Consider the following 21,212-nt stretch of genomic DNA (forward strand, 5'->3'; position numbering starts at 1 on the left):
TTCATCTCCTCCCGATAAAAATAGGGGGGAATCCCCCCTTTATTCTTTATTTAATTTATTACTTAATTCCTGCTAAAATTGTATTTACAGCTTCTTTTAAAGCTTGTTCGACTGGAACTCCTTGGTCAAGAACTTTAGAAAGTGCATCGCCCATTGCCCCCCATACACCGGCCATTTCTGGAACATTTGGCATTGGAAGTCCATAATTTCCAAGAAAATCTGCAAATGCAGCTGTTACCTCATCAACCATTGGTAATAAGTCTTTCCTAGATGGAACTCTTGGATCGGCAAGATATATTCTGTACATTACATCCTTTGTAGCAATAAACTTGGTCAAAAATTCAATTGCATAAAGTTTGTTTGGAGATTTTGCATTTACCATAAATCCCTGTGCACCAAAGAATGGTTTTGGTTTTACGCCTGGTTCAAGTTCTGGAATTGGTGCAACCCCAAAATCGATACCTGCTTCTTTCCATCCAGGCACTGCCCATGGCCCATTAATTATCATAGCAGCTTGACCATCTTTGAACATATTATCCATAACATTATAGTTATCTCCAGATTCAAGAAGACCTTCATCAACTAATTTTTTAATCAAAGTTAACCCTTTTACTGCTCCTTCATTTGCAAGTCCAATATCTCTTACATTAATCTTTCCATCTTTTTCACCAAAAACGTATCCTCCAAAACCAAAAATTGCATAGCTGCTGAAGTAGAAGTTTTTAAAGTCATAAACTAATCCTCTTACTTCTCCTTCATATTCATCTTGAATTTGTTTAGCAAGTCCAATTAATTCATCAAATGTCTTTGGTGGTTCTTCAACATAATCTTTGTTGTAAATCAAAGCTGGTCCATCAAATGCATACGGTATACCGTATAACTTTCCGTTGTAAGTAAATGCTTTAAGTGGAGTTGGTAAGTATTTGTCTTTTTCAGGAAGAACAGGAATTGGTTCTAAAAGACCATTTGCTGCTAATTCTCCTACCCAGTCGTGTGCACCAACTATAATATCTGCACCTTCACCAGCTGGTGCCGCAGTTAAAAACTTGGATTTTATATCATTAAAATTAACTTGAACAACTTCTACATCAATACCGTAAATAGACTTGAATTCATCAGCAAGTTTTGTTAAAATAGGTGCTTGTGCCTCTGATGTCCAAATAGTAATCTTTGTAGCAAAAACACTAAAAACCATAATAATCATTAAAAGAGATACCAATAGTTTTTTCATACACTTTCCCCTCCTTTTTTAAAATACTCCATAAAATATTTTACTACAAATACTAAAGTATCCATAAACCACATTGGAAACTGTTCCAATATCATATTATATCATAAATTATTCCAGAGTCACTTCTTTTAAAGATTATTTTTTGACCTTCTTTTATCTTCTCGTCTATAATTAAATTTGACAATGTAAATTCTATTGTATTTTCAAATAATCTTCTTAAAGGTCTTGCACCCATAGATGGCACATATCCTAAATCCGCCAAATAATCTTTTACGTTCTCGTCTAGTTCAACTGTAATGTTTTCCAATCGCTCGTTCAATTCCTTTAAATATATGTCAACTATTTTCTTTACATATTCTTTCTTTAAAGGTTTAAATATAACAACAGCATCCAATCTGTTTAAAAACTCAGGATTCAGCTTTTCTTTTAAAACTTTTTCAACGTATTGTGAGATCTTATCTTCACTTTCTTCATCTATTGCTTTTAAAATTTCTGAACTTGCAAGATTACTAGTCATTATTATTATTGTATTCCTAAAATCAACTGTATTTCCTTTTCCACTTGTTAACTTTCCATAGTCAAACACTTGCAACAATACGTTAAAAATTTCTGAGCTTGCCTTCTCAATCTCATCTAACAACACAACACTGTACGGTCTTCTTCTTACCGCTTCTGTAAGTTGTCCACCTTCTTCATACCCTACATATCCAGGAGGTGCACCTATAAGCCTTGAAACAGAATGTTTTTCCATATATTCGCTCATATCAAGTCGTATTAAACTTTGCATAGAACCAAATAATATATCTGAAATTCTTTTAGCAAGTTCTGTCTTCCCAACTCCCGTAGGTCCTAAAAACAGAAAGATTCCTGATGGTTTTTCTACACTTTTTAAACCTGTTCTTGACATTCTAATAGCACTTGCAACAACTTTTACCGCTTCTTCTTGATCTACAAATCTTTCATGAATCAACTTTTCAAGATTTTTCAGTTTTTCCTTTTCTCCCTCCATAATTCTACCGATTGGAATACCCGTCCATATTTCAACAGTTTTGGCTACATCTTCTTTTGTTACTTTATCAGCGCCCAATATTTTTATTCTCGAAGCAGATTCATCTATTAAATCTACTGCTTTGTCAGGAAGAAATCTATCTGGGATATACCTTGCGGAAAGTTTTGCAGAAGCTTCAATTGCTTCATCTTCTATCTTTACACCATGGTATTCTTCAAATTTTTCTTTTAATCCCTTTAATACTTCTATTGTTTCGTCTATTGATGGTTCATTCACATATATTGGTTGAAATCTGCGTTCCAATGCCTTATCTTTTTCAATATACTTTCTATATTCTTCCACTGTTGTTGCACCTATGCATCTTAATTCTCCACGTGCAAGTTCTGGCTTTAAAATATTGGCCGCATCCACAGAACCTTCAGATGCACCAGCACCTACAACCATATGTATCTCATCTATAAACAGTACTATATTTGGTGTTCTCTTAACTATATCCACAATCTTTTTCAATCTCTCTTCAAACTCTCCTCTAAATTTTGTACCAGCAATAACTCGAGCTAAATCAAGTTTTAAAATTCTTTTATTTTTTAAAAATTCCGGTACTTTTCTTTCTACTATTCTCTGTGCAAGGCCTTCTACAATCGCAGTTTTTCCAACTCCCGGATCACCAATAACAACTGGGTTGTTTTTCAACCTTCTACCAAGAATCTCCATAATCCTTAAAATCTCTTTTTCTCTACCAACAACTGGAAGCAATCTATTTGTCCTTGCAAGTTCTGTCAAATCTTCCGTAAATTTTGTCAATACGTCTATATTTTCTTCTTCAGAAGTTGCTCCAGAAGTTCTTATCTCTTTTATTGCCTGGTATATCCTATCTTGAGATACTCCATATCTTGACAGTATTCTATAAGTCATACTTTCCGGAATTATAGTCATTGCAAGAAGAATGTGATCTGTACCTATCTTTTCATCCCCCATCCTTTTTGCTTCTTTTCTTGCTTCTTCAAGGATATGTCTTGCTTCAGGAGTAATAAATATTTGACCCGCAGGAGCGTTTGCTTTTACTCCATATCTTGAAATGAATGCTTCTATTTCCTTTTTTAATTCAAAAACTTCCACTTTTAAATGTTTTAAAATATCTTTTGCCGCATTTCTTTCATCTTCTAAAATAGCAAGCAATATGTGTTCAGAAGACATCTGATTTTGCTTATACCTTGTCAAAACATCAGTAACTGCCATCAAAACCCTTTGCACATTTTCTGTATATTCATTCATATCAAACATTTTATCCCCTCCTTACAAATTTTCCTTTAGCTATTACTCCTTCTATTTCCATATCTTCATTTAAGATTACTATATCCGCATCATTTCCGGATTTTATTCTTCCTTTATTTTTCAAACCTAAAACTTTTGCAGGATTTTCCGTAATCATTTTTAAAAGTTTTTCAAAATTCAAACCTTTATTAGCAGCATATCTGACTGTTTCAAACAAAACTGAAACACTTCCAACATTTAACTCTATAAGATTTCCATCTTCACCAAACTTTGGTAAACTTCCCTGACCATCTGATGTCATAGTCATATTTGAGTATATATTCTCATAAATTCCTATCTCAAGATACTTTACCATATCTATAGAGGCAGTTAAATCTATAAATCCACCTTTTTTAGCAAATAATATTCCTTGAGAGAATAGTTCATCTGACCTTCCCATATGTGTAGGATACATATGTTTTGCAGGGATTTCATTCTCTTTTAATATGTTCAATAAATATTCTATCTTGCAACTACCAGAACCAACATGAAAATTTACAACTCCAGCTTTTCCTGAAATTAATCCTCCTACCCTCGCTTTTGCAACTATCTTTTTTATCTCTTCAAAAGATGGTTGTGAAGATCTATGATCTGATATTGCAATTTCACCAACGCCAATAACTTTATCTATTAAAACTAAATCTTTCTTTATACTCCCTGTAAAAGTTACAGGTGGCACCGAATATGAACCTGTATATATATAACTAGTAATTCCCCGCAATTCAAGTGCTTTTGCCTTAGCATATAACCCTTCTAAATTCCTTGTAATATCATCTGTCCCCAAACAACCTACTATCGTTGTTATTCCAGAATTAACTATTTCATCAAAAGTTATTTCAGGAGTCCTTGTAACAAATCCACCTTCACCTCCTCCACCAGCAATATGAACATGCGCATCAATAAACCCTGGAACAACTATTTTACCTGTTAAATCATAAATTTCACCATAAGGGCAGATTATAGTATCATCAAGTAATTCAATCTTGTCATTTGCTATTAAAATGTCTTTCTCTCCTAAATAATCTGGAGAAAATACTTTTCCTCCTTTAAGCGTATATATCAAAATACCAGCTCCTTTGTGTATAATAAATTATGAGGTGATATCTTGGATTTAATAATTATAATCTTACTCTACATAATACTTACAATAATTTTTTCGAAAATCACAAAATTTACAGACGTTTTCAAAGCACAATCAATATTTTCCCTTATATCTATATTATACTCCCTACTTTCAGGTAAATTATTAAATTTAAATTTTATCCAAATGGGAATTACTTTCGGAAAACTCAAAAATGGAATACTATCTTTAATCTTTTTAGGAATACCGTTTATTACAATCGCATTTTTTTCATCGAAAAATGCGAAAAAAAGTATAAAGTACGTTTTTTACAAAAGTAAGTGGCAAATTATTTATATTTGGATCTTAGTTGGTCCAATTGAAGAATTATTTTTTAGAGGTGTTATTCAATCTTACTTAGAACTTAAAATCCAAGGAACAATTTTTACAATTTCATATGCAACAATAATCTCAAGTTTTATATTCTCTTTCTTTCATATATTAAATGTAAAAACTAAAAATGAATCCTTTAAAAGTTTTCTCAAACTCTTTCCTTCACGATTTATTGCCGGAATGACATTAGGATACATGTTTCAGGTTTCTAAAAGCATATTGTATCCAGTAATAATTCATAATTTAGTAGACGGCATAACTTTTGAAAATTTAAGAAAAAAATTATTGATTTTATATCAATATTAGTATATAATTGTTTTTGAGAAATAAATACAGGAGGTGGAAAAGTGGTTATAGCTGTTCCCATTATTGAAAATAATGGGGAAAATTCAGTTATATCTGAACATTTTGGCCACGCCCCATATTTTGCGTTCTTTGATACAGAAAAACAACAATTAATTATTGAAGAAAATCCATTGGAAGAACATAATCCCGGAGACATTCCAAATTATATTTACTCTAAAGGTGCAAATGTATTAATAGTAAGAGGAATTGGTCAAAGAGCAATTCAACATTTTCAACAGCTTGGCATTGAAGTAATTAGAGGTGCAAGTGGAACTGTAAAAGAATTAATTCAGCTATACCTTGAAAATAATTTAAAAAATATCGATTATAAACCTAATGAAAAATTTCACAATTATTAATGGCTCCTTAAGGAGCCTTTTTATCCTTGTAACAATCCTTTAATAATCAATTCTGTTGCTTCATCTTCCGTAAGACCTTTGGCCATTAACACCTCAAGTTGTTTTTGATTAACTCTTCCAATGGAAGCTTCATGTGTTAATTCTGATAAATCGTTATTTATTCTTAACACAGGTATAGTTGATACATTTACGTACTCCCCTTTGGTTATTTCCTCACAGGAGATATGTCCCTTTGAATATGGTGCACTTCCATATGCTTCGTTTATGACTTTCGCTCTTGAATTATCGAGCGCAACTACTACCGTTTTGGCCAACCCCTTGGAATGTTCACCATTTAATTTTAAGATTTCATTTATATTTACTTCATCGTTTTTGCTTGCCTTAACCTTTGAAAATAATTCTCCAACTGCTTCTTTTTCTAAAGTTAATTTCATTTCAACAGTTAACCTGCCAACCCTTGTCTTAGTCAAAGAAAAACTATTTTTGTACACTCCATTTTTCCTTACAACAGCTATAGTCTTTGTTAAAAGATTTATATTCCCATTATCGCTGTGATAATGTTCATCTTCATACTCCATATATGCATCTTCTTCAACAATTACATTTGAAATTGCCTCATGTGTAAACTCTTCAGCTTGTGGAAAAACACAATGTGATAAAAATTTTACTCTTGCATTTTTCTTCACCGTTATATTAAAAATAACTCTTTGTAAACCTTTTTTTTCTACATAACCAGTACACACATGCACTGGTAGAGGTACATGAACATTCTCATGAATTATCATATCTACTTGTACTCCATTTTCAATTTGCTTTGGTACAAGTTCAATTCCTTCAATGTTATTCAATCCAAGAACTTTATCACCACTTATAATTATTGAAGCTATTCTTTTGTCCAAAAATTTCGATGCATCTGTTCCCAACTTCTCAACTGTTTTTACAATAGTTTCATATTCACGTTTAACGTCCATCTATTTTCAACTCCTTACTTACAGGAACATTTGGATGATCACAAGTATTACAAATATTTTTGAATATTTCTATTACTTTATTAGTTTCACCATTGACTAATACCTTACCAGCACACAAAAGATATGCCTCTTCAGTGTTATACGCCATTTCTTCCCTATGGGTAATCACTATAGGTGTACCACCATAAGATGCAATGTAATTAATAATACTATTAATCATATCAAGACTCATGATATCAATTCCAGAATCAGGTTCATCAAGTACTACGTATTTTGGCCTTAAAAGAATAATTGATGCAAGTTCAATACGTTTTCTTTCTCCTCCACTCAAACTTCTATCCACAAATCTATTCATATATAATTTTGGATCAAGACCTACTTTTTCCAAAGCATCTTCTATTTCACTTCTAGTAATATCTAATTTGCCCCCTAAAGTTAAATAATTAGTCACAGTTAATCCTTCATACCTCGCAGGTTCTTGCCACATTAATGTAATTCCAAGTTTTGAACGTTCATAGACAGTTTTTTCAGTAATATCTTCTCCATTAAAATATACTCTTCCATATGTAGGTTTATAATCCTCCAGACCCATTATTAAATAACCTACAGTACTTTTGCCTGCTCCATTTGTTCCCAAAATAGCATACTTTTTACCTACATTAAAACTCATCGAAACATTATCAAGAATTTTTTTCCCGGAAACATAATACGATAAATCTTTTAACTCCAACATAAAAAACACTCCCAATATTCTTTTTCAATAACATTTTACCATAACTTATCTGTACAAAAATTAACAAAACTTAAAAAATTGACAGATTTTAACTGAACTGATTAAAAAAGCAGGAGATGTCCTCCTGCTTCTAAATCCATCCTCTTGCTTCCATAGCTTCCACAATTCTACTTACGGCTACTATATATGAAGCAATTCTCGAATTAACTTCTCTTTCCTGCATTGTCTCATATACATTATGAAACGCTCTTGTTATAATTTCATCTAACTTTTGTTGAACTTCTCTTTCACTCCAATAATACCCCATTCTGTTTTGTACCCATTCAAAATAAGATACAGTAACTCCTCCAGCATTTGCGAGAACATCTGGCAAGATAAAAGTTCCTTTTTCGAACAAAATATCATCAGCTTCAGGGGTAATTGGTCCATTTGCCAATTCTAAAATATACCTTGCTTTAACCTTATCTGCATTTTCTTGTGTAATAACATTTTCAACCGCAGCAGGTATTAAAATATCGACATCCAATTCTAATAACTCTTCATTAGTAATATTTTCTGCCCTATCAAAATCTTTAACACTCCCTGTTATTGATTTATGTTCTATCAATGAACTATAAGGTAAACCTTGAGAATTAAAAATTCCACCTTTTGAATCAGAAACAGCTACAATCTTTGCGCCGGCTTCACTTAAAAAACGGGCTGCAAAAGATCCGGCATTACCAAAACCTTGAACAGCAACTGTCAACCCTTTAAAACTTTCACCTTTAATCTTTAACGCTTCTCTTAAAACAAAAAAACCACCTCTAGCAGTTGCAGTACCTCTACCTTGGGAACCACCAACGATTTTTAATTTACCAGTTATTACTCCCGGAACATATTTACCCACTAATTTTGAATATTCATCCATCATCCAAGACATGATTTTTGAATTTGTATAAACATCAGGAGCAGGTATATCCTGATCAACTCCGATATATTTATAAATTGCATCAATATATCCACGAGAAAGTTCTTCTAATTCAGATAATGATAAACTTTTGGGATCAACCTTTATACCACCCTTTCCTCCACCATAAGGAATAGCAACAAGCGCATTTTTAATAGACATCCAAGAAGATAAAGCCATAACTTCATCTTTAGTAACACTTGGATGATATCTAATCCCCCCCTTAGTAGGCCCAAGAGCATTATTATGTTGAGAGCGCCAACCTTTAAAAATTTTAATAGTACCATCATCCATCTTTACAGGAATGTTTACCTCAATAACTCTTAAAGGAGATTTCAAAATTTCAAACACATATTTAGGATAAGAAAGATATTTCGCAACATTATCAATCTGCTTCAAAAAATTTTCAAATGGATTCAACATAAAAATCTCCCCTTTTAATTAAATTAGTAAGTAAATTATATACTCAACAAAAAAATATAAAAAATATAAAAAAAGGAAGAATTATTACAATAATGATGTATATATGCATAAAATAAAAAAAAGCCTCTCAAAAGAGAGGCAAAAAAATAAAGCAGGCGAGAATGCCTGCTTTAAAAAAACCCCGGGCGATACCTACTCTTGCGAGGGGGAGCCCCTCACTACCATCGGCCCAAGGCGGCTTAACGGCCGGGTTCGGGATGGGACCGGGTGGTTCCCGCCTTGGTATCGTCACCCGGGATAGGTCACTCAAAAATGCATAGGGATTCTGTAGAGGTGAAGGCCTCGGCCGATTAGTACCGGTTGGCTCCACGCATTGCTGCGCTTCCACCACCAGCCTATCTAGGTCCTCTTCTCGAACCGGCCTTACTCCCTTTTCGGGATGGGAGGTCTCATCTTGGGGCGTGTTTCCCGCTTAGATGCTTTCAGCGGTTATCACTCAGGAGCGTAGCTACCCGGCGTATGCCCTTGGCAGGACAGCCGGTACACCAGTGGCTCCCTCACCCAGGTCCTCTCGTACAATGGGCGAGCCCCCTCAAACCTCCTACGCCCGCAGCAGATAGGGACCGACCTGTCTCACGACGGTCTGAACCCAGCTCACGTACCCCTTTAATAGGCGAACAGCCTAACCCTTGGGACCTGCTTCAGCCCCAGGATGGGATGAGCCGACATCGAGGTGCCGATCCTTGCCGTCGATGTGAACTCTCGGGCAAGACTAGCCTGTTATCCCCGGGGTAACTTTTGTCCGTTGATCGACGACCCTTCCACTCGGAGTCGCCGGGTCACTAGGACCGGGTTTCCCCTCTGCTCGACCCGTCAGTCTCGCAGTCAGCCCGGCTTATGCCCTTGCACTCTTCGGTGGATTTCCAACCCACCTGAGCCGAGCTTTGCGCGCCTCCGTTACTCTTTAGGAGGCGACCGCCCCAGTCAAACTACCCACCTGGCACTGTCCCCCGCCTGCTCTTCACAGACGCAGGTTAGAACTCCGGTACACCGAGGGTGGTATCCCACCGTCGGCTCCCCCGACCCTGGCGAGCCGGGTTCTTCGCCTCCCACCTATCCTGTACACGATGCACCAAAGCCCAATACCAGGCTGCAGTAAAGCTCCACGGGGTCTTTCCGTCTAGCTGCGGGTACTGGGCATCTTCACCCAGATTGAAATTTCGCCGGGTCCCCTGCCGAGACAGTGCCCCAGTCGTTACGCCATTCATGCAGGTCGGAACTTACCCGACAAGGAATTTCGCTACCTTAGGACCGTTATAGTTACGGCCGCCGTTTACCGGGGCTTCGGTTCGGGGCTCTCACCCCTCCCCTTAACCTTCCGGCACTGGGCAGGCGTCAGTCCCTATACTTCCTCTTACGAGTTCGCAGAGACCTGTGTTTTTGGTAAACAGTCGCCAGGGCCTTGCCTCTGCAACCGCCTCGGCCTCCCCCAGTTTCCAGGTCTCCCCTTCCCCTGGGTTCAACCTACCGCGGCACCCCTTCTCCCGAAGTTACGGGGTCAATTTGCCGAGTTCCTTGGCAAGGGTTATCCCGCTCCCCTTAGCTTTCTCAGCCCGCCTACCTGTGTCGGTTTGCGGAACGGGCACCTGTATATCAGTATGCGAGGCTTTTCTCGGCAGTGTGGGATCAGCTCCGTTGGACCATTCGGTCCTCCCCTTCACGGCTCAGCTCAGACAGCGGATTTCCCTACTGCCCTCTTCGCCTAACCGCTTGGAAGGCCTTGCCACTTGACCTCGGAGCCTGCCCTCCTGCGTCCCCCCTCATACTTTCGATATACAGGTGGTACCGGAATATTAACCGGTTTCCCATCGGCTACCCCTCTCGGGTTCACCTTAGGTCCCGACTAACCCTGGGCGGACGACCCTTCCCCAGGTACCCTTAGGCTTCCGGGGGGAGAGATTCTCACTCTCCTCTCGCTTACTCATGCCTGGATTCTCACTTCCGCTTCGTCCAGCAGCTCTCACAAGTCTGCCTTCTCCCTATCGCGGAACGCTCCCCTACCACCAGCTTACGCTGGTCCGCGGCTTCGGGGGATGGCTTCAGCCCCGTTACATTTTCGGCGCTGTGCGTCTCGACCGGTGAGCTGTTACGCACTCTTTAAATGATGGCTGCTTCTAAGCCAACATCCCGGTTGTCTGGGACGCACAACATCCTTCCACACTTAGCCATCTCTCCGGGCCCTTAGCCGACGGTCTGGGTTGTTCCCCTCTCGTCTGTGGAGCTTATCCCCCACAGGCTCACTCCCAGGCTTTGTGTACCGGGATTCGTAGTTTGACAGGGGTTGGAGGTCGCCCCCCTAGCCCTATCAGCGCTCTACCCCCAGTACAGACCACCTGAGGCTGCACCTAAATGCATTTCGGGGAGAACCAGCTATCACCGGGTTCGGTTAGCTTTTCACTCCTACCCACAGCTCATCCGAGGATGTCTCACGATCCACCGGTTCGGGCCTCCAGTAGGTTTTACCCTACCTTCACCCTGGCCATGGGTAGCTCACCCGGCTTCGGGCCTGCCGTACCTGACTGCTCGCCCTTTTCGGACTCGCTTTCGCTTCGGCTCCACCTCCCACGGCTTAACCTCGCCAGGTACGACAACTCCCAGGCTCATTAATCAAAAGGCACGCCGTCACCCCCTCGGGCTCCGACTTCTTGTAGGCACGCAGTTTCAGGTCTCTTTCACTCCCCTTCCGGGGTGCTTTTCACCTTTCCCTCACGGTACTGGTTTCGCTATCGGTCGGCAGGGAGTATTTAGCCTTGGAGGGTGGTCCCCCCTGATTCCCACAGGATTCCTCGTGTCCCGTGGTACTCGGGATCAAGCCCCAGGAAGTCCTTACCCTTTCGCCTACGGGACTTTCACCCTCTCCGGTTGGCCTTCCCAGACCATTCGGCTAGAGTAAGGATTTTTTACTCCCCGGCTTACGCCCGGACTTGTCCCACTACCCCGACAGCTCCCGCCGCCGGTTTAGGCTCCTCCCCTTTCGATCGCCTCTACTCAGGGAATCTCTTTTGATTTCTTTTCCTCGGGGTACTGAGATGTTTCACTTCCCCCGGTTCGCTCCCTCTCGGGTGAGTAGCTTCTTCAGCTACCCAGGTTCCCCCATTCGGGTATCCCGGGATCTACGCTCGCTTGCAGCTCCCCCGGGCTTTTCGCAGCTTGCCACGCCCTTCTTCGCCTCCTGCCGCCTAGGCATCCACTGCGTGCCCTTAATACCTTCACCTCTACTTCTCCCTATGCATTTTTCAATGACCCAATTATTGGTGGAGACGAGGGGATTCGAACCCCTGACTTCCTGCTTGCAAAGCAGGCGCTCTCCCAGCTGAGCTACGTCCCCATGGTGGTGGGCTCGGGAGGAGTCGAACCTCCGACCTCACGCTTATCAGGCGTGCGCTCTGACCAACTGAGCTACGAGCCCACTTCAGCCACTCAAAAATGGATAGCAGCGCTACTTCTTTCTCCTTAGAAAGGAGGTGATCCAGGCGCACCTTCCGGTACACCTACCTTGTTACGACTTCGCCCCCCTCGCCAGCCTCGCCCTCAATAGGTATCCCCCCTCTCGGGTTGGATCACCCATCTTCGGGCGCTGCCAACTCGGGTGGCGTGACGGGCGGTGTGTACAAACCCCGGGAACGTATTCACCGCGGCGTGGCTGATCCGCGATTACTAGCGATTCCGGCTTCATGCAGGCGAGTTTCAGCCTGCAATCCGTACTGAGAGTGGGTTTCAGGGTTTTGCTCACCATCGCTGGCTCGCTTCCCGCTGTCCCACCCATTGTAGCGCGTGTGTCGCCCAGGGCATAAGGGGCACGAGTATCTGACGTCATCCCCTCCTTCCTCCGGCTCGTCGCCGGCAGTCCCCTTAGAGTCCCCGGCCTAACCGCTGGCAACTAAGGGCAGGGGTTGCGCTCGTTGCGGGACTTAACCCAACACCTCACGGCACGAGCTGACGACGACCGTGCACCACCTGTGCTGGCTCCCTACCTTACGGTAGAGTCCCTCCCCTTTCGGGTCAGTACCACCAGCATGTCAAGCCCTGGTAAGGTTCTTGGCTTAGCGTCCAATTAAACCACACGCTCCACCGCTTGTGCGGGGTCCCGTCAATTCCTTTGAGTTTCACCCTTGCGGGCATACTCCCCAGGCGGCCCACTTATCGCGTTTGCTTCAGCACGGAGGAATTACTCCCCCACACCTAGTGGGCATCGTTTACGGCTAGGACTACCCGGGTATCTAATCCGGTTCGCTCCCCTAGCTTTCGGGCCTCAGCGTCAGGAACGGCCCAGGAGACCGGCTTCCCCACCGGCGTTCCTGCTGATATCTACGGATTTCACCCCTACACCAGCAGTTCCGTCTCCCTCTACCGTCCTCAAGCCGTGTAGTTTCCAGCGCAGTTCCACGGTTGAGCCGTGGCATTTCACACCGGACTTTCACGGCCGCCTACGCCCCCTTTACGCCCAGTAAATCCGGGTAACGCTCGCCCCCTACGTATTACCGCGGCTGCTGGCACGTAGTTAGCCGGGGCTTTCTAGTAGGATACCGTCATCACTAGGGCTTTCCACTCCCTAGCTTATTCGTCTCCTACCACAGCGGTTTACACCCCGAAGGGCTCCTTCCCGCACGCGGCGTCGCTGGATCAGGCTTCCGCCCATTGTCCAAAATCCCCCACTGCTGCCTCCCGTAGGAGTAGGGCCCGTGTCTCAGTGCCCTTGTGGCCGGCCATCCTCTCAGACCGGCTACCCGTCGCCGGCTTGGTGAGCCTTTACCTCACCAACTACCTGATGGGGCGCAGGCCCATCCCTCAGCAGTGCTTAACGCACCCTTTCTTCCCTCTCGGGAACGTATGGGGTATTAGCTGCAGTTTCCCACAGTTATCCCCCTCTGAGGGGTAGGTAACCTACGCGTTACTCACCCGTCCGCCGCTAGGCCCTCTAGCTTCCTCCCCGAAGAGAGTCCACTAGATGCCCCGCTCGACTTGCATGTGTAAGGCACGCCGCCAGCGTTCACCCTGAGCCAGGATCAAACCCTCCAGCTCTATCTGAAAGGCTCTTCCTTCTCTTCCATTGCGCTGCTATCCATTTTTCAATGACCTCCCTAACCACGCATCTCCTAATTTACCACGTTTCTTACCCTTTGTCAACCCTCTATCTTTGTTAATTTTTATTTACATTAAAAACCCCGGGCGATACCTACTCTTGCGAGGGGGAGCCCCTCACTACCATCGGCCCAAGGCGGCTTAACGGCCGGGTTCGGGATGGGACCGGGTGGTTCCCGCCTTGGTATCGTCACCCGGGATAGGTCACTCAAAAATGCATAGGGATTCTGTAGAGGTGAAGGCCTCGGCCGATTAGTACCGGTTGGCTCCACGCATTGCTGCGCTTCCACCACCAGCCTATCTAGGTCCTCTTCTCGAACCGGCCTTACTCCCTTTTCGGGATGGGAGGTCTCATCTTGGGGCGTGTTTCCCGCTTAGATGCTTTCAGCGGTTATCACTCAGGAGCGTAGCTACCCGGCGTATGCCCTTGGCAGGACAGCCGGTACACCAGTGGCTCCCTCACCCAGGTCCTCTCGTACAATGGGCGAGCCCCCTCAAACCTCCTACGCCCGCAGCAGATAGGGACCGACCTGTCTCACGACGGTCTGAACCCAGCTCACGTACCCCTTTAATAGGCGAACAGCCTAACCCTTGGGACCTGCTTCAGCCCCAGGATGGGATGAGCCGACATCGAGGTGCCGATCCTTGCCGTCGATGTGAACTCTCGGGCAAGACTAGCCTGTTATCCCCGGGGTAACTTTTGTCCGTTGATCGACGACCCTTCCACTCGGAGTCGCCGGGTCACTAGGACCGGGTTTCCCCTCTGCTCGACCCGTCAGTCTCGCAGTCAGCCCGGCTTATGCCCTTGCACTCTTCGGTGGATTTCCAACCCACCTGAGCCGAGCTTTGCGCGCCTCCGTTACTCTTTAGGAGGCGACCGCCCCAGTCAAACTACCCACCTGGCACTGTCCCCCGCCTGCTCTTCACAGACGCAGGTTAGAACTCCGGTACACCGAGGGTGGTATCCCACCGTCGGCTCCCCCGACCCTGGCGAGCCGGGTTCTTCGCCTCCCACCTATCCTGTACACGATGCACCAAAGCCCAATACCAGGCTGCAGTAAAGCTCCACGGGGTCTTTCCGTCTAGCTGCGGGTACTGGGCATCTTCACCCAGATTGAAATTTCGCCGGGTCCCCTGCCGAGACAGTGCCCCAGTCGTTACGCCATTCATGCAGGTCGGAACTTACCCGACAAGGAATTTCGCTACCTTAGGACCGTTATAGTTACGGCCGCCGTTTACCGGGGCTTCGGTTCGGGGCTCTCACCCCTCCCCTTAACCTTCCGGCACTGGGCAGGCGTCAGTCCCTATACTTCCTCTTACGAGTTCGCAGAGACCTGTGTTTTTGGTAAACAGTCGCCAGGGCCTTGCCTCTGCAACCGCCTCGGCCTCCCCCAGTTTCCAGGTCTCCCCTTCCCCTGGGTTCAACCTACCGCGGCACCCCTTCTCCCGAAGTTACGGGGTCAATTTGCCGAGTTCCTTGGCAAGGGTTATCCCGCTCCCCTTAGCTTTCTCAGCCCGCCTACCTGTGTCGGTTTGCGGAACGGGCACCTGTATATCAGTATGCGAGGCTTTTCTCGGCAGTGTGGGATCAGCTCCGTTGGACCATTCGGTCCTCCCCTTCACGGCTCAGCTCAGACAGCGGATTTCCCTACTGCCCTCTTCGCCTAACCGCTTGGAAGGCCTTGCCACTTGACCTCGGAGCCTGCCCTCCTGCGTCCCCCCTCATACTTTCGATATACAGGTGGTACCGGAATATTAACCGGTTTCCCATCGGCTACCCCTCTCGGGTTCACCTTAGGTCCCGACTAACCCTGGGCGGACGACCCTTCCCCAGGTACCCTTAGGCTTCCGGGGGGAGAGATTCTCACTCTCCTCTCGCTTACTCATGCCTGGATTCTCACTTCCGCTTCGTCCAGCAGCTCTCACAAGTCTGCCTTCTCCCTATCGCGGAACGCTCCCCTACCACCAGCTTACGCTGGTCCGCGGCTTCGGGGGATGGCTTCAGCCCCGTTACATTTTCGGCGCTGTGCGTCTCGACCGGTGAGCTGTTACGCACTCTTTAAATGATGGCTGCTTCTAAGCCAACATCCCGGTTGTCTGGGACGCACAACATCCTTCCACACTTAGCCATCTCTCCGGGCCCTTAGCCGACGGTCTGGGTTGTTCCCCTCTCGTCTGTGGAGCTTATCCCCCACAGGCTCACTCCCAGGCTTTGTGTACCGGGATTCGTAGTTTGACAGGGGTTGGAGGTCGCCCCCCTAGCCCTATCAGCGCTCTACCCCCAGTACAGACCACCTGAGGCTGCACCTAAATGCATTTCGGGGAGAACCAGCTATCACCGGGTTCGGTTAGCTTTTCACTCCTACCCACAGCTCATCCGAGGATGTCTCACGATCCACCGGTTCGGGCCTCCAGTAGGTTTTACCCTACCTTCACCCTGGCCATGGGTAGCTCACCCGGCTTCGGGCCTGCCGTACCTGACTGCTCGCCCTTTTCGGACTCGCTTTCGCTTCGGCTCCACCTCCCACGGCTTAACCTCGCCAGGTACGACAACTCCCAGGCTCATTAATCAAAAGGCACGCCGTCACCCCCTCGGGCTCCGACTTCTTGTAGGCACGCAGTTTCAGGTCTCTTTCACTCCCCTTCCGGGGTGCTTTTCACCTTTCCCTCACGGTACTGGTTTCGCTATCGGTCGGCAGGGAGTATTTAGCCTTGGAGGGTGGTCCCCCCTGATTCCCACAGGATTCCTCGTGTCCCGTGGTACTCGGGATCAAGCCCCAGGAAGTCCTTACCCTTTCGCCTACGGGACTTTCACCCTCTCCGGTTGGCCTTCCCAGACCATTCGGCTAGAGTAAGGATTTTTTACTCCCCGGCTTACGCCCGGACTTGTCCCACTACCCCGACAGCTCCCGCCGCCGGTTTAGGCTCCTCCCCTTTCGATCGCCTCTACTCAGGGAATCTCTTTTGATTTCTTTTCCTCGGGGTACTGAGATGTTTCACTTCCCCCGGTTCGCTCCCTCTCGGGTGAGTAGCTTCTTCAGCTACCCAGGTTCCCCCATTCGGGTATCCCGGGATCTACGCTCGCTTGCAGCTCCCCCGGGCTTTTCGCAGCTTGCCACGCCCTTCTTCGCCTCCTGCCGCCTAGGCATCCACTGCGTGCCCTTAATACCTTCACCTCTACTTCTCCCTATGCATTTTTCAATGACCCAATTATTGGTGGAGACGAGGGGATTCGAACCCCTGACTTCCTGCTTGCAAAGCAGGCGCTCTCCCAGCTGAGCTACGTCCCCATGGTGGTGGGCTCGGGAGGAGTCGAACCTCCGACCTCACGCTTATCAGGCGTGCGCTCTGACCAACTGAGCTACGAGCCCACTTCAGCCACTCAAAAATGGATAGCAGCGCTACTTCTTTCTCCTTAGAAAGGAGGTGATCCAGGCGCACCTTCCGGTACACCTACCTTGTTACGACTTCGCCCCCCTCGCCAGCCTCGCCCTCAATAGGTATCCCCCCTCTCGGGTTGGATCACCCATCTTCGGGCGCTGCCAACTCGGGTGGCGTGACGGGCGGTGTGTACAAACCCCGGGAACGTATTCACCGCGGCGTGGCTGATCCGCGATTACTAGCGATTCCGGCTTCATGCAGGCGAGTTTCAGCCTGCAATCCGTACTGAGAGTGGGTTTCAGGGTTTTGCTCACCATCGCTGGCTCGCTTCCCGCTGTCCCACCCATTGTAGCGCGTGTGTCGCCCAGGGCATAAGGGGCACGAGTATCTGACGTCATCCCCTCCTTCCTCCGGCTCGTCGCCGGCAGTCCCCTTAGAGTCCCCGGCCTAACCGCTGGCAACTAAGGGCAGGGGTTGCGCTCGTTGCGGGACTTAACCCAACACCTCACGGCACGAGCTGACGACGACCGTGCACCACCTGTGCTGGCTCCCTACCTTACGGTAGAGTCCCTCCCCTTTCGGGTCAGTACCACCAGCATGTCAAGCCCTGGTAAGGTTCTTGGCTTAGCGTCCAATTAAACCACACGCTCCACCGCTTGTGCGGGGTCCCGTCAATTCCTTTGAGTTTCACCCTTGCGGGCATACTCCCCAGGCGGCCCACTTATCGCGTTTGCTTCAGCACGGAGGAATTACTCCCCCACACCTAGTGGGCATCGTTTACGGCTAGGACTACCCGGGTATCTAATCCGGTTCGCTCCCCTAGCTTTCGGGCCTCAGCGTCAGGAACGGCCCAGGAGACCGGCTTCCCCACCGGCGTTCCTGCTGATATCTACGGATTTCACCCCTACACCAGCAGTTCCGTCTCCCTCTACCGTCCTCAAGCCGTGTAGTTTCCAGCGCAGTTCCACGGTTGAGCCGTGGCATTTCACACCGGACTTTCACGGCCGCCTACGCCCCCTTTACGCCCAGTAAATCCGGGTAACGCTCGCCCCCTACGTATTACCGCGGCTGCTGGCACGTAGTTAGCCGGGGCTTTCTAGTAGGATACCGTCATCACTAGGGCTTTCCACTCCCTAGCTTATTCGTCTCCTACCACAGCGGTTTACACCCCGAAGGGCTCCTTCCCGCACGCGGCGTCGCTGGATCAGGCTTCCGCCCATTGTCCAAAATCCCCCACTGCTGCCTCCCGTAGGAGTAGGGCCCGTGTCTCAGTGCCCTTGTGGCCGGCCATCCTCTCAGACCGGCTACCCGTCGCCGGCTTGGTGAGCCTTTACCTCACCAACTACCTGATGGGGCGCAGGCCCATCCCTCAGCAGTGCTTAACGCACCCTTTCTTCCCTCTCGGGAACGTATGGGGTATTAGCTGCAGTTTCCCACAGTTATCCCCCTCTGAGGGGTAGGTAACCTACGCGTTACTCACCCGTCCGCCGCTAGGCCCTCTAGCTTCCTCCCCGAAGAGAGTCCACTAGATGCCCCGCTCGACTTGCATGTGTAAGGCACGCCGCCAGCGTTCACCCTGAGCCAGGATCAAACCCTCCAGCTCTATCTGAAAGGCTCTTCCTTCTCTTCCATTGCGCTGCTATCCATTTTTCAATGACCTCCCTAACCACGCATCTCCTAATTTACCACATCACCCCCCCTTAGTCAATTGCTCCTCTTTAACATTTTCTTTGACTCTTTGTTAATACTTTACACATCTCCAGGTGTTTTGATTTTTGTTTTTTTACATAAAAATCTTTTACATAGACATTTTTCGGTAAAACCTATTCCAATTTCTCAGAACGGTTACACACAATATATAGTATGCGTTACAGTTAAGATATACAATATATTGTGGTTTAGTGATATATTGGCTTTATTTTGATTTTAAATTACTTTTAGGGGGGATTTTAATGTTAATTAACTTTGGATATTTGGAAGAATTCAATAAAGTTTTCTACAATATTGAAAAAAAATATGGTCATGAAATGTTAGAAATTGAAGGATTAGGTTCACACTTAGATATTGACAAGTTTAATAAAACATTTTTTCAATCTAAATTAGTAGGCGATGTTTCAATAGATTCAAATGCCAATGTCCGTTCCAAACATATAGGTACATATTTTACTGAAATCTATAAACCATTTACCAAACTTAACTCACTATATGTAATTTGGAAGGAAATGAAGAAATACTTTGGAATTGATATAGCAAATAAATTTCTTGAATATCAAATAAATGGTGCTATTTATTTACACGATGCTCATCATGCGGCATTTATGCCATATTGTTTTGCCTACACACTACAACCAATAGTAGAAAAAGGATTGCCATTTATAGATACAATTCAATCCACACCTGCAAAACACCTATCAACATTTATTCAACATGTGATTCAATTTGTTATGTTTGCATCTAACCAGTCAAGTGGAGCAGTAGGATTACCAGACTTTTTTGTTTGGATGTGGTATTACATAAAAAAAGACTTAGAAGATGGTGTGATACCAAAAGATAAACTTAACTGGTATATTGAACAACACTTTCAAATCTTGACTTATTCATTTAACCAGCCAATTAGAACTAATCAATCACCATATACTAACTTTACATATCTTGATAGAAACTACATCAAGGCTATCTTTGAAGGAGAAAAATATCCAGATGGAACACTAATTACTGATTATGTAGAAGATATAATCAACCTTCAAAAGCACTATTGGGAATGGGCCGCAAAAGAAAGAGAAAAACAAATGTTCACATTTCCTGTCTTGACTGCGACATTACTATATAAAGACGGGAAATTTGTTGATGAAGATAGTGCAAGATTCATCAATAAAGTAAACATGAAGTGGCAAGACACAAACTGGTATATTTCTGATTCAGTCGATGCTGTTGCCTCTTGTTGTAGACTTACGAGTTCAACGAAAGATCTTAAAGTGTCACTTTCACTAAATACCGAAGATGAACCTGTTAAATTATCAGGTATGGCAAACTCTATAGGAGGTTCAGATCTTAACATTGGTTCGTTTAAAGTTATAACTATAAACTTGCCAAGAATAGCACTTGAAGCAAATGGGGATAAAGATAGATTTATAGAAATCCTTAAAGAAAGAGTCGACGTAGTCCAAAAGACATTATTTGTAATTAGAAAAATCATTGAAGAAAGAATTGTACAAGAAGTTTTACCGCTTTACAGCGTTGGTTTAATGAAGCTTGACAGACAATACGGCACTATTGGAATCACAGGTGTGTGGGAAGCAGCAGACTTTATGAGGTATACAGAACTTACTCCAGAAGGGCTTATGTACACAAAAGAAGGAGAAAAATTTGTAAGCGAAATACTTGATACAATTCGTACAATGGCAGAAGAAGGTTTACAAAAGTACAAATTTACATTCAACATAGAACAGGTACCGGCAGAAAAAGCAGCAGTCACATTAGCAGAAAAAGACAAACTCATGTTTGGCAAAGAAAAACAACCACACAGACTATATTCTAATCAATGGATACCATTAATTGCAGATACGGATATGATGAACAGAGTCATGTATTCCGGTATGTGGGATAAAAAGGTATCAGGCGGTGCTATATTACACATTAACCTTGGCTCTCCATTTAGAAACGAAGAAGAATCTTGGAAAATTGTAAATTCAATCGCAAAAATGGGAGTAATGTATTTTGCTTTTAATCAAAAAATAAGCACTTGTAAAGATGGACATTCCTTTATTGGAAAAAAATGCCCAATATGCGGTAAGGAAAAAGTAGAAGAATATATCAGAATAGTCGGATATCTTGTTCCTTCATCTTCTTTTAACAAAATAAGAAGAACATACGAATACAAAGAAAGAAAATTTTACTACGTTTGA

At 44.8% G+C, this 21,212-nt stretch carries 9 protein-coding genes, 4 tRNA genes and 6 rRNA genes; 3 read left to right on the forward strand and 16 right to left on the reverse strand.

Translation table 11 applies throughout. The annotated features are described in order from the left end of the window. Positions 1-58: 58 nt before the first annotated feature. From TMEL_RS03095 to iadA, 3 genes are all read right to left on the reverse strand, one after another. On the reverse strand, positions 59-1,231 hold the full coding sequence (locus tag TMEL_RS03095) for a sugar ABC transporter substrate-binding protein (protein WP_012056824.1): 1,173 nt from the start codon (positions 1,229-1,231) through the stop codon (positions 59-61). Positions 1,232-1,322: 91 nt separating this feature from the next. Further along, positions 1,323-3,524, reverse strand: coding sequence for an ATP-dependent Clp protease ATP-binding subunit (locus tag TMEL_RS03100; protein WP_012056825.1), 2,202 nt, complete (start codon positions 3,522-3,524; stop codon positions 1,323-1,325). A gap of 1 nt (position 3,525) precedes the next feature. Next, a complete protein-coding gene (iadA, locus tag TMEL_RS03105; RefSeq protein WP_012056826.1) occupies positions 3,526-4,617 on the reverse strand; it encodes a beta-aspartyl-peptidase in 1,092 nt (363 codons plus the stop codon). A gap of 42 nt (positions 4,618-4,659) precedes the next feature. Between iadA and TMEL_RS03110 the strand changes: the two genes are divergently transcribed. Both TMEL_RS03110 and TMEL_RS03115 read left to right on the forward strand, forming a co-directional pair. After that, entirely contained in the window at positions 4,660-5,313 is a 654-nt protein-coding gene (locus TMEL_RS03110; RefSeq protein ID WP_231109762.1) for a CPBP family intramembrane glutamic endopeptidase, read from the forward strand. Between the two features lie 41 nt (positions 5,314-5,354). After that, complete coding sequence (locus tag TMEL_RS03115; RefSeq protein ID WP_012056828.1) at positions 5,355-5,711, forward strand: NifB/NifX family molybdenum-iron cluster-binding protein; 357 nt, start codon at positions 5,355-5,357, stop codon at positions 5,709-5,711. A 20-nt stretch (positions 5,712-5,731) separates the two neighbouring features. Here the strand turns inward: TMEL_RS03115 and TMEL_RS03120 are convergent, their stop codons facing one another. The 13 genes from TMEL_RS03120 to TMEL_RS03180 all read right to left on the reverse strand — a co-directional run bounded on the left by TMEL_RS03120 (position 5,732) and on the right by TMEL_RS03180 (position 18,910). Beyond that, positions 5,732-6,682, reverse strand: a complete 951-nt coding sequence (locus tag TMEL_RS03120; protein WP_012056829.1) for a SufB/SufD family protein — start codon at positions 6,680-6,682, stop codon at positions 5,732-5,734. Continuing rightward, positions 6,672-7,415: an ATP-binding cassette domain-containing protein gene (locus tag TMEL_RS03125; RefSeq protein WP_012056830.1), complete on the reverse strand. Its 744-nt coding sequence runs from the start codon at positions 7,413-7,415 to the stop codon at positions 6,672-6,674. The genes TMEL_RS03120 and TMEL_RS03125 overlap by 11 nt, the downstream gene beginning before the upstream one ends. A 130-nt stretch (positions 7,416-7,545) precedes the next feature. Beyond that, entirely contained in the window at positions 7,546-8,784 is a 1,239-nt protein-coding gene (locus TMEL_RS03130; RefSeq protein ID WP_012056831.1) for a Glu/Leu/Phe/Val family dehydrogenase, read from the reverse strand. A 180-nt stretch (positions 8,785-8,964) separates the two neighbouring features. Next, positions 8,965-9,080: ribosomal RNA gene (rrf, locus tag TMEL_RS03135) — 5S ribosomal RNA — on the reverse strand. A gap of 34 nt (positions 9,081-9,114) precedes the next feature. Next, positions 9,115-12,058, reverse strand: a 23S ribosomal RNA gene (locus TMEL_RS03140). Positions 12,059-12,096: 38 nt separating this feature from the next. Beyond that, positions 12,097-12,172: transfer RNA gene (locus TMEL_RS03145), tRNA-Ala, on the reverse strand. Between the two features lie 4 nt (positions 12,173-12,176). Continuing rightward, a tRNA-Ile gene (locus TMEL_RS03150) sits at positions 12,177-12,253 on the reverse strand. Between the two features lie 48 nt (positions 12,254-12,301). Beyond that, positions 12,302-13,866 (reverse strand): 16S ribosomal RNA (locus TMEL_RS03155). A 142-nt stretch (positions 13,867-14,008) separates the two neighbouring features. After that, a 5S ribosomal RNA gene (gene rrf / locus TMEL_RS03160) occupies positions 14,009-14,124 on the reverse strand. Between the two features lie 34 nt (positions 14,125-14,158). Then, a 23S ribosomal RNA gene (locus TMEL_RS03165) occupies positions 14,159-17,102 on the reverse strand. 38 nt (positions 17,103-17,140) lie between these two features. Then, positions 17,141-17,216: transfer RNA gene (locus tag TMEL_RS03170), tRNA-Ala, on the reverse strand. A 4-nt stretch (positions 17,217-17,220) separates the two neighbouring features. Then, positions 17,221-17,297, reverse strand: a tRNA-Ile gene (locus TMEL_RS03175). Positions 17,298-17,345: 48 nt separating this feature from the next. Beyond that, a 16S ribosomal RNA gene (locus TMEL_RS03180) occupies positions 17,346-18,910 on the reverse strand. The 16S, 23S and 5S rRNA genes sit together here with 4 tRNA genes alongside, the layout of an rRNA operon. 349 nt (positions 18,911-19,259) lie before the next feature. On the opposite strand from TMEL_RS03180, the gene TMEL_RS03185 reads away from it, so the two are divergent. After that, positions 19,260-21,212, forward strand: a complete 1,953-nt coding sequence (locus TMEL_RS03185) for an anaerobic ribonucleoside-triphosphate reductase (protein WP_012056832.1) — start codon at positions 19,260-19,262, stop codon at positions 21,210-21,212.

The organism is Thermosipho melanesiensis BI429, assembly GCF_000016905.1.
Classification (GTDB): domain Bacteria; phylum Thermotogota; class Thermotogae; order Thermotogales; family Fervidobacteriaceae; genus Thermosipho; species Thermosipho melanesiensis.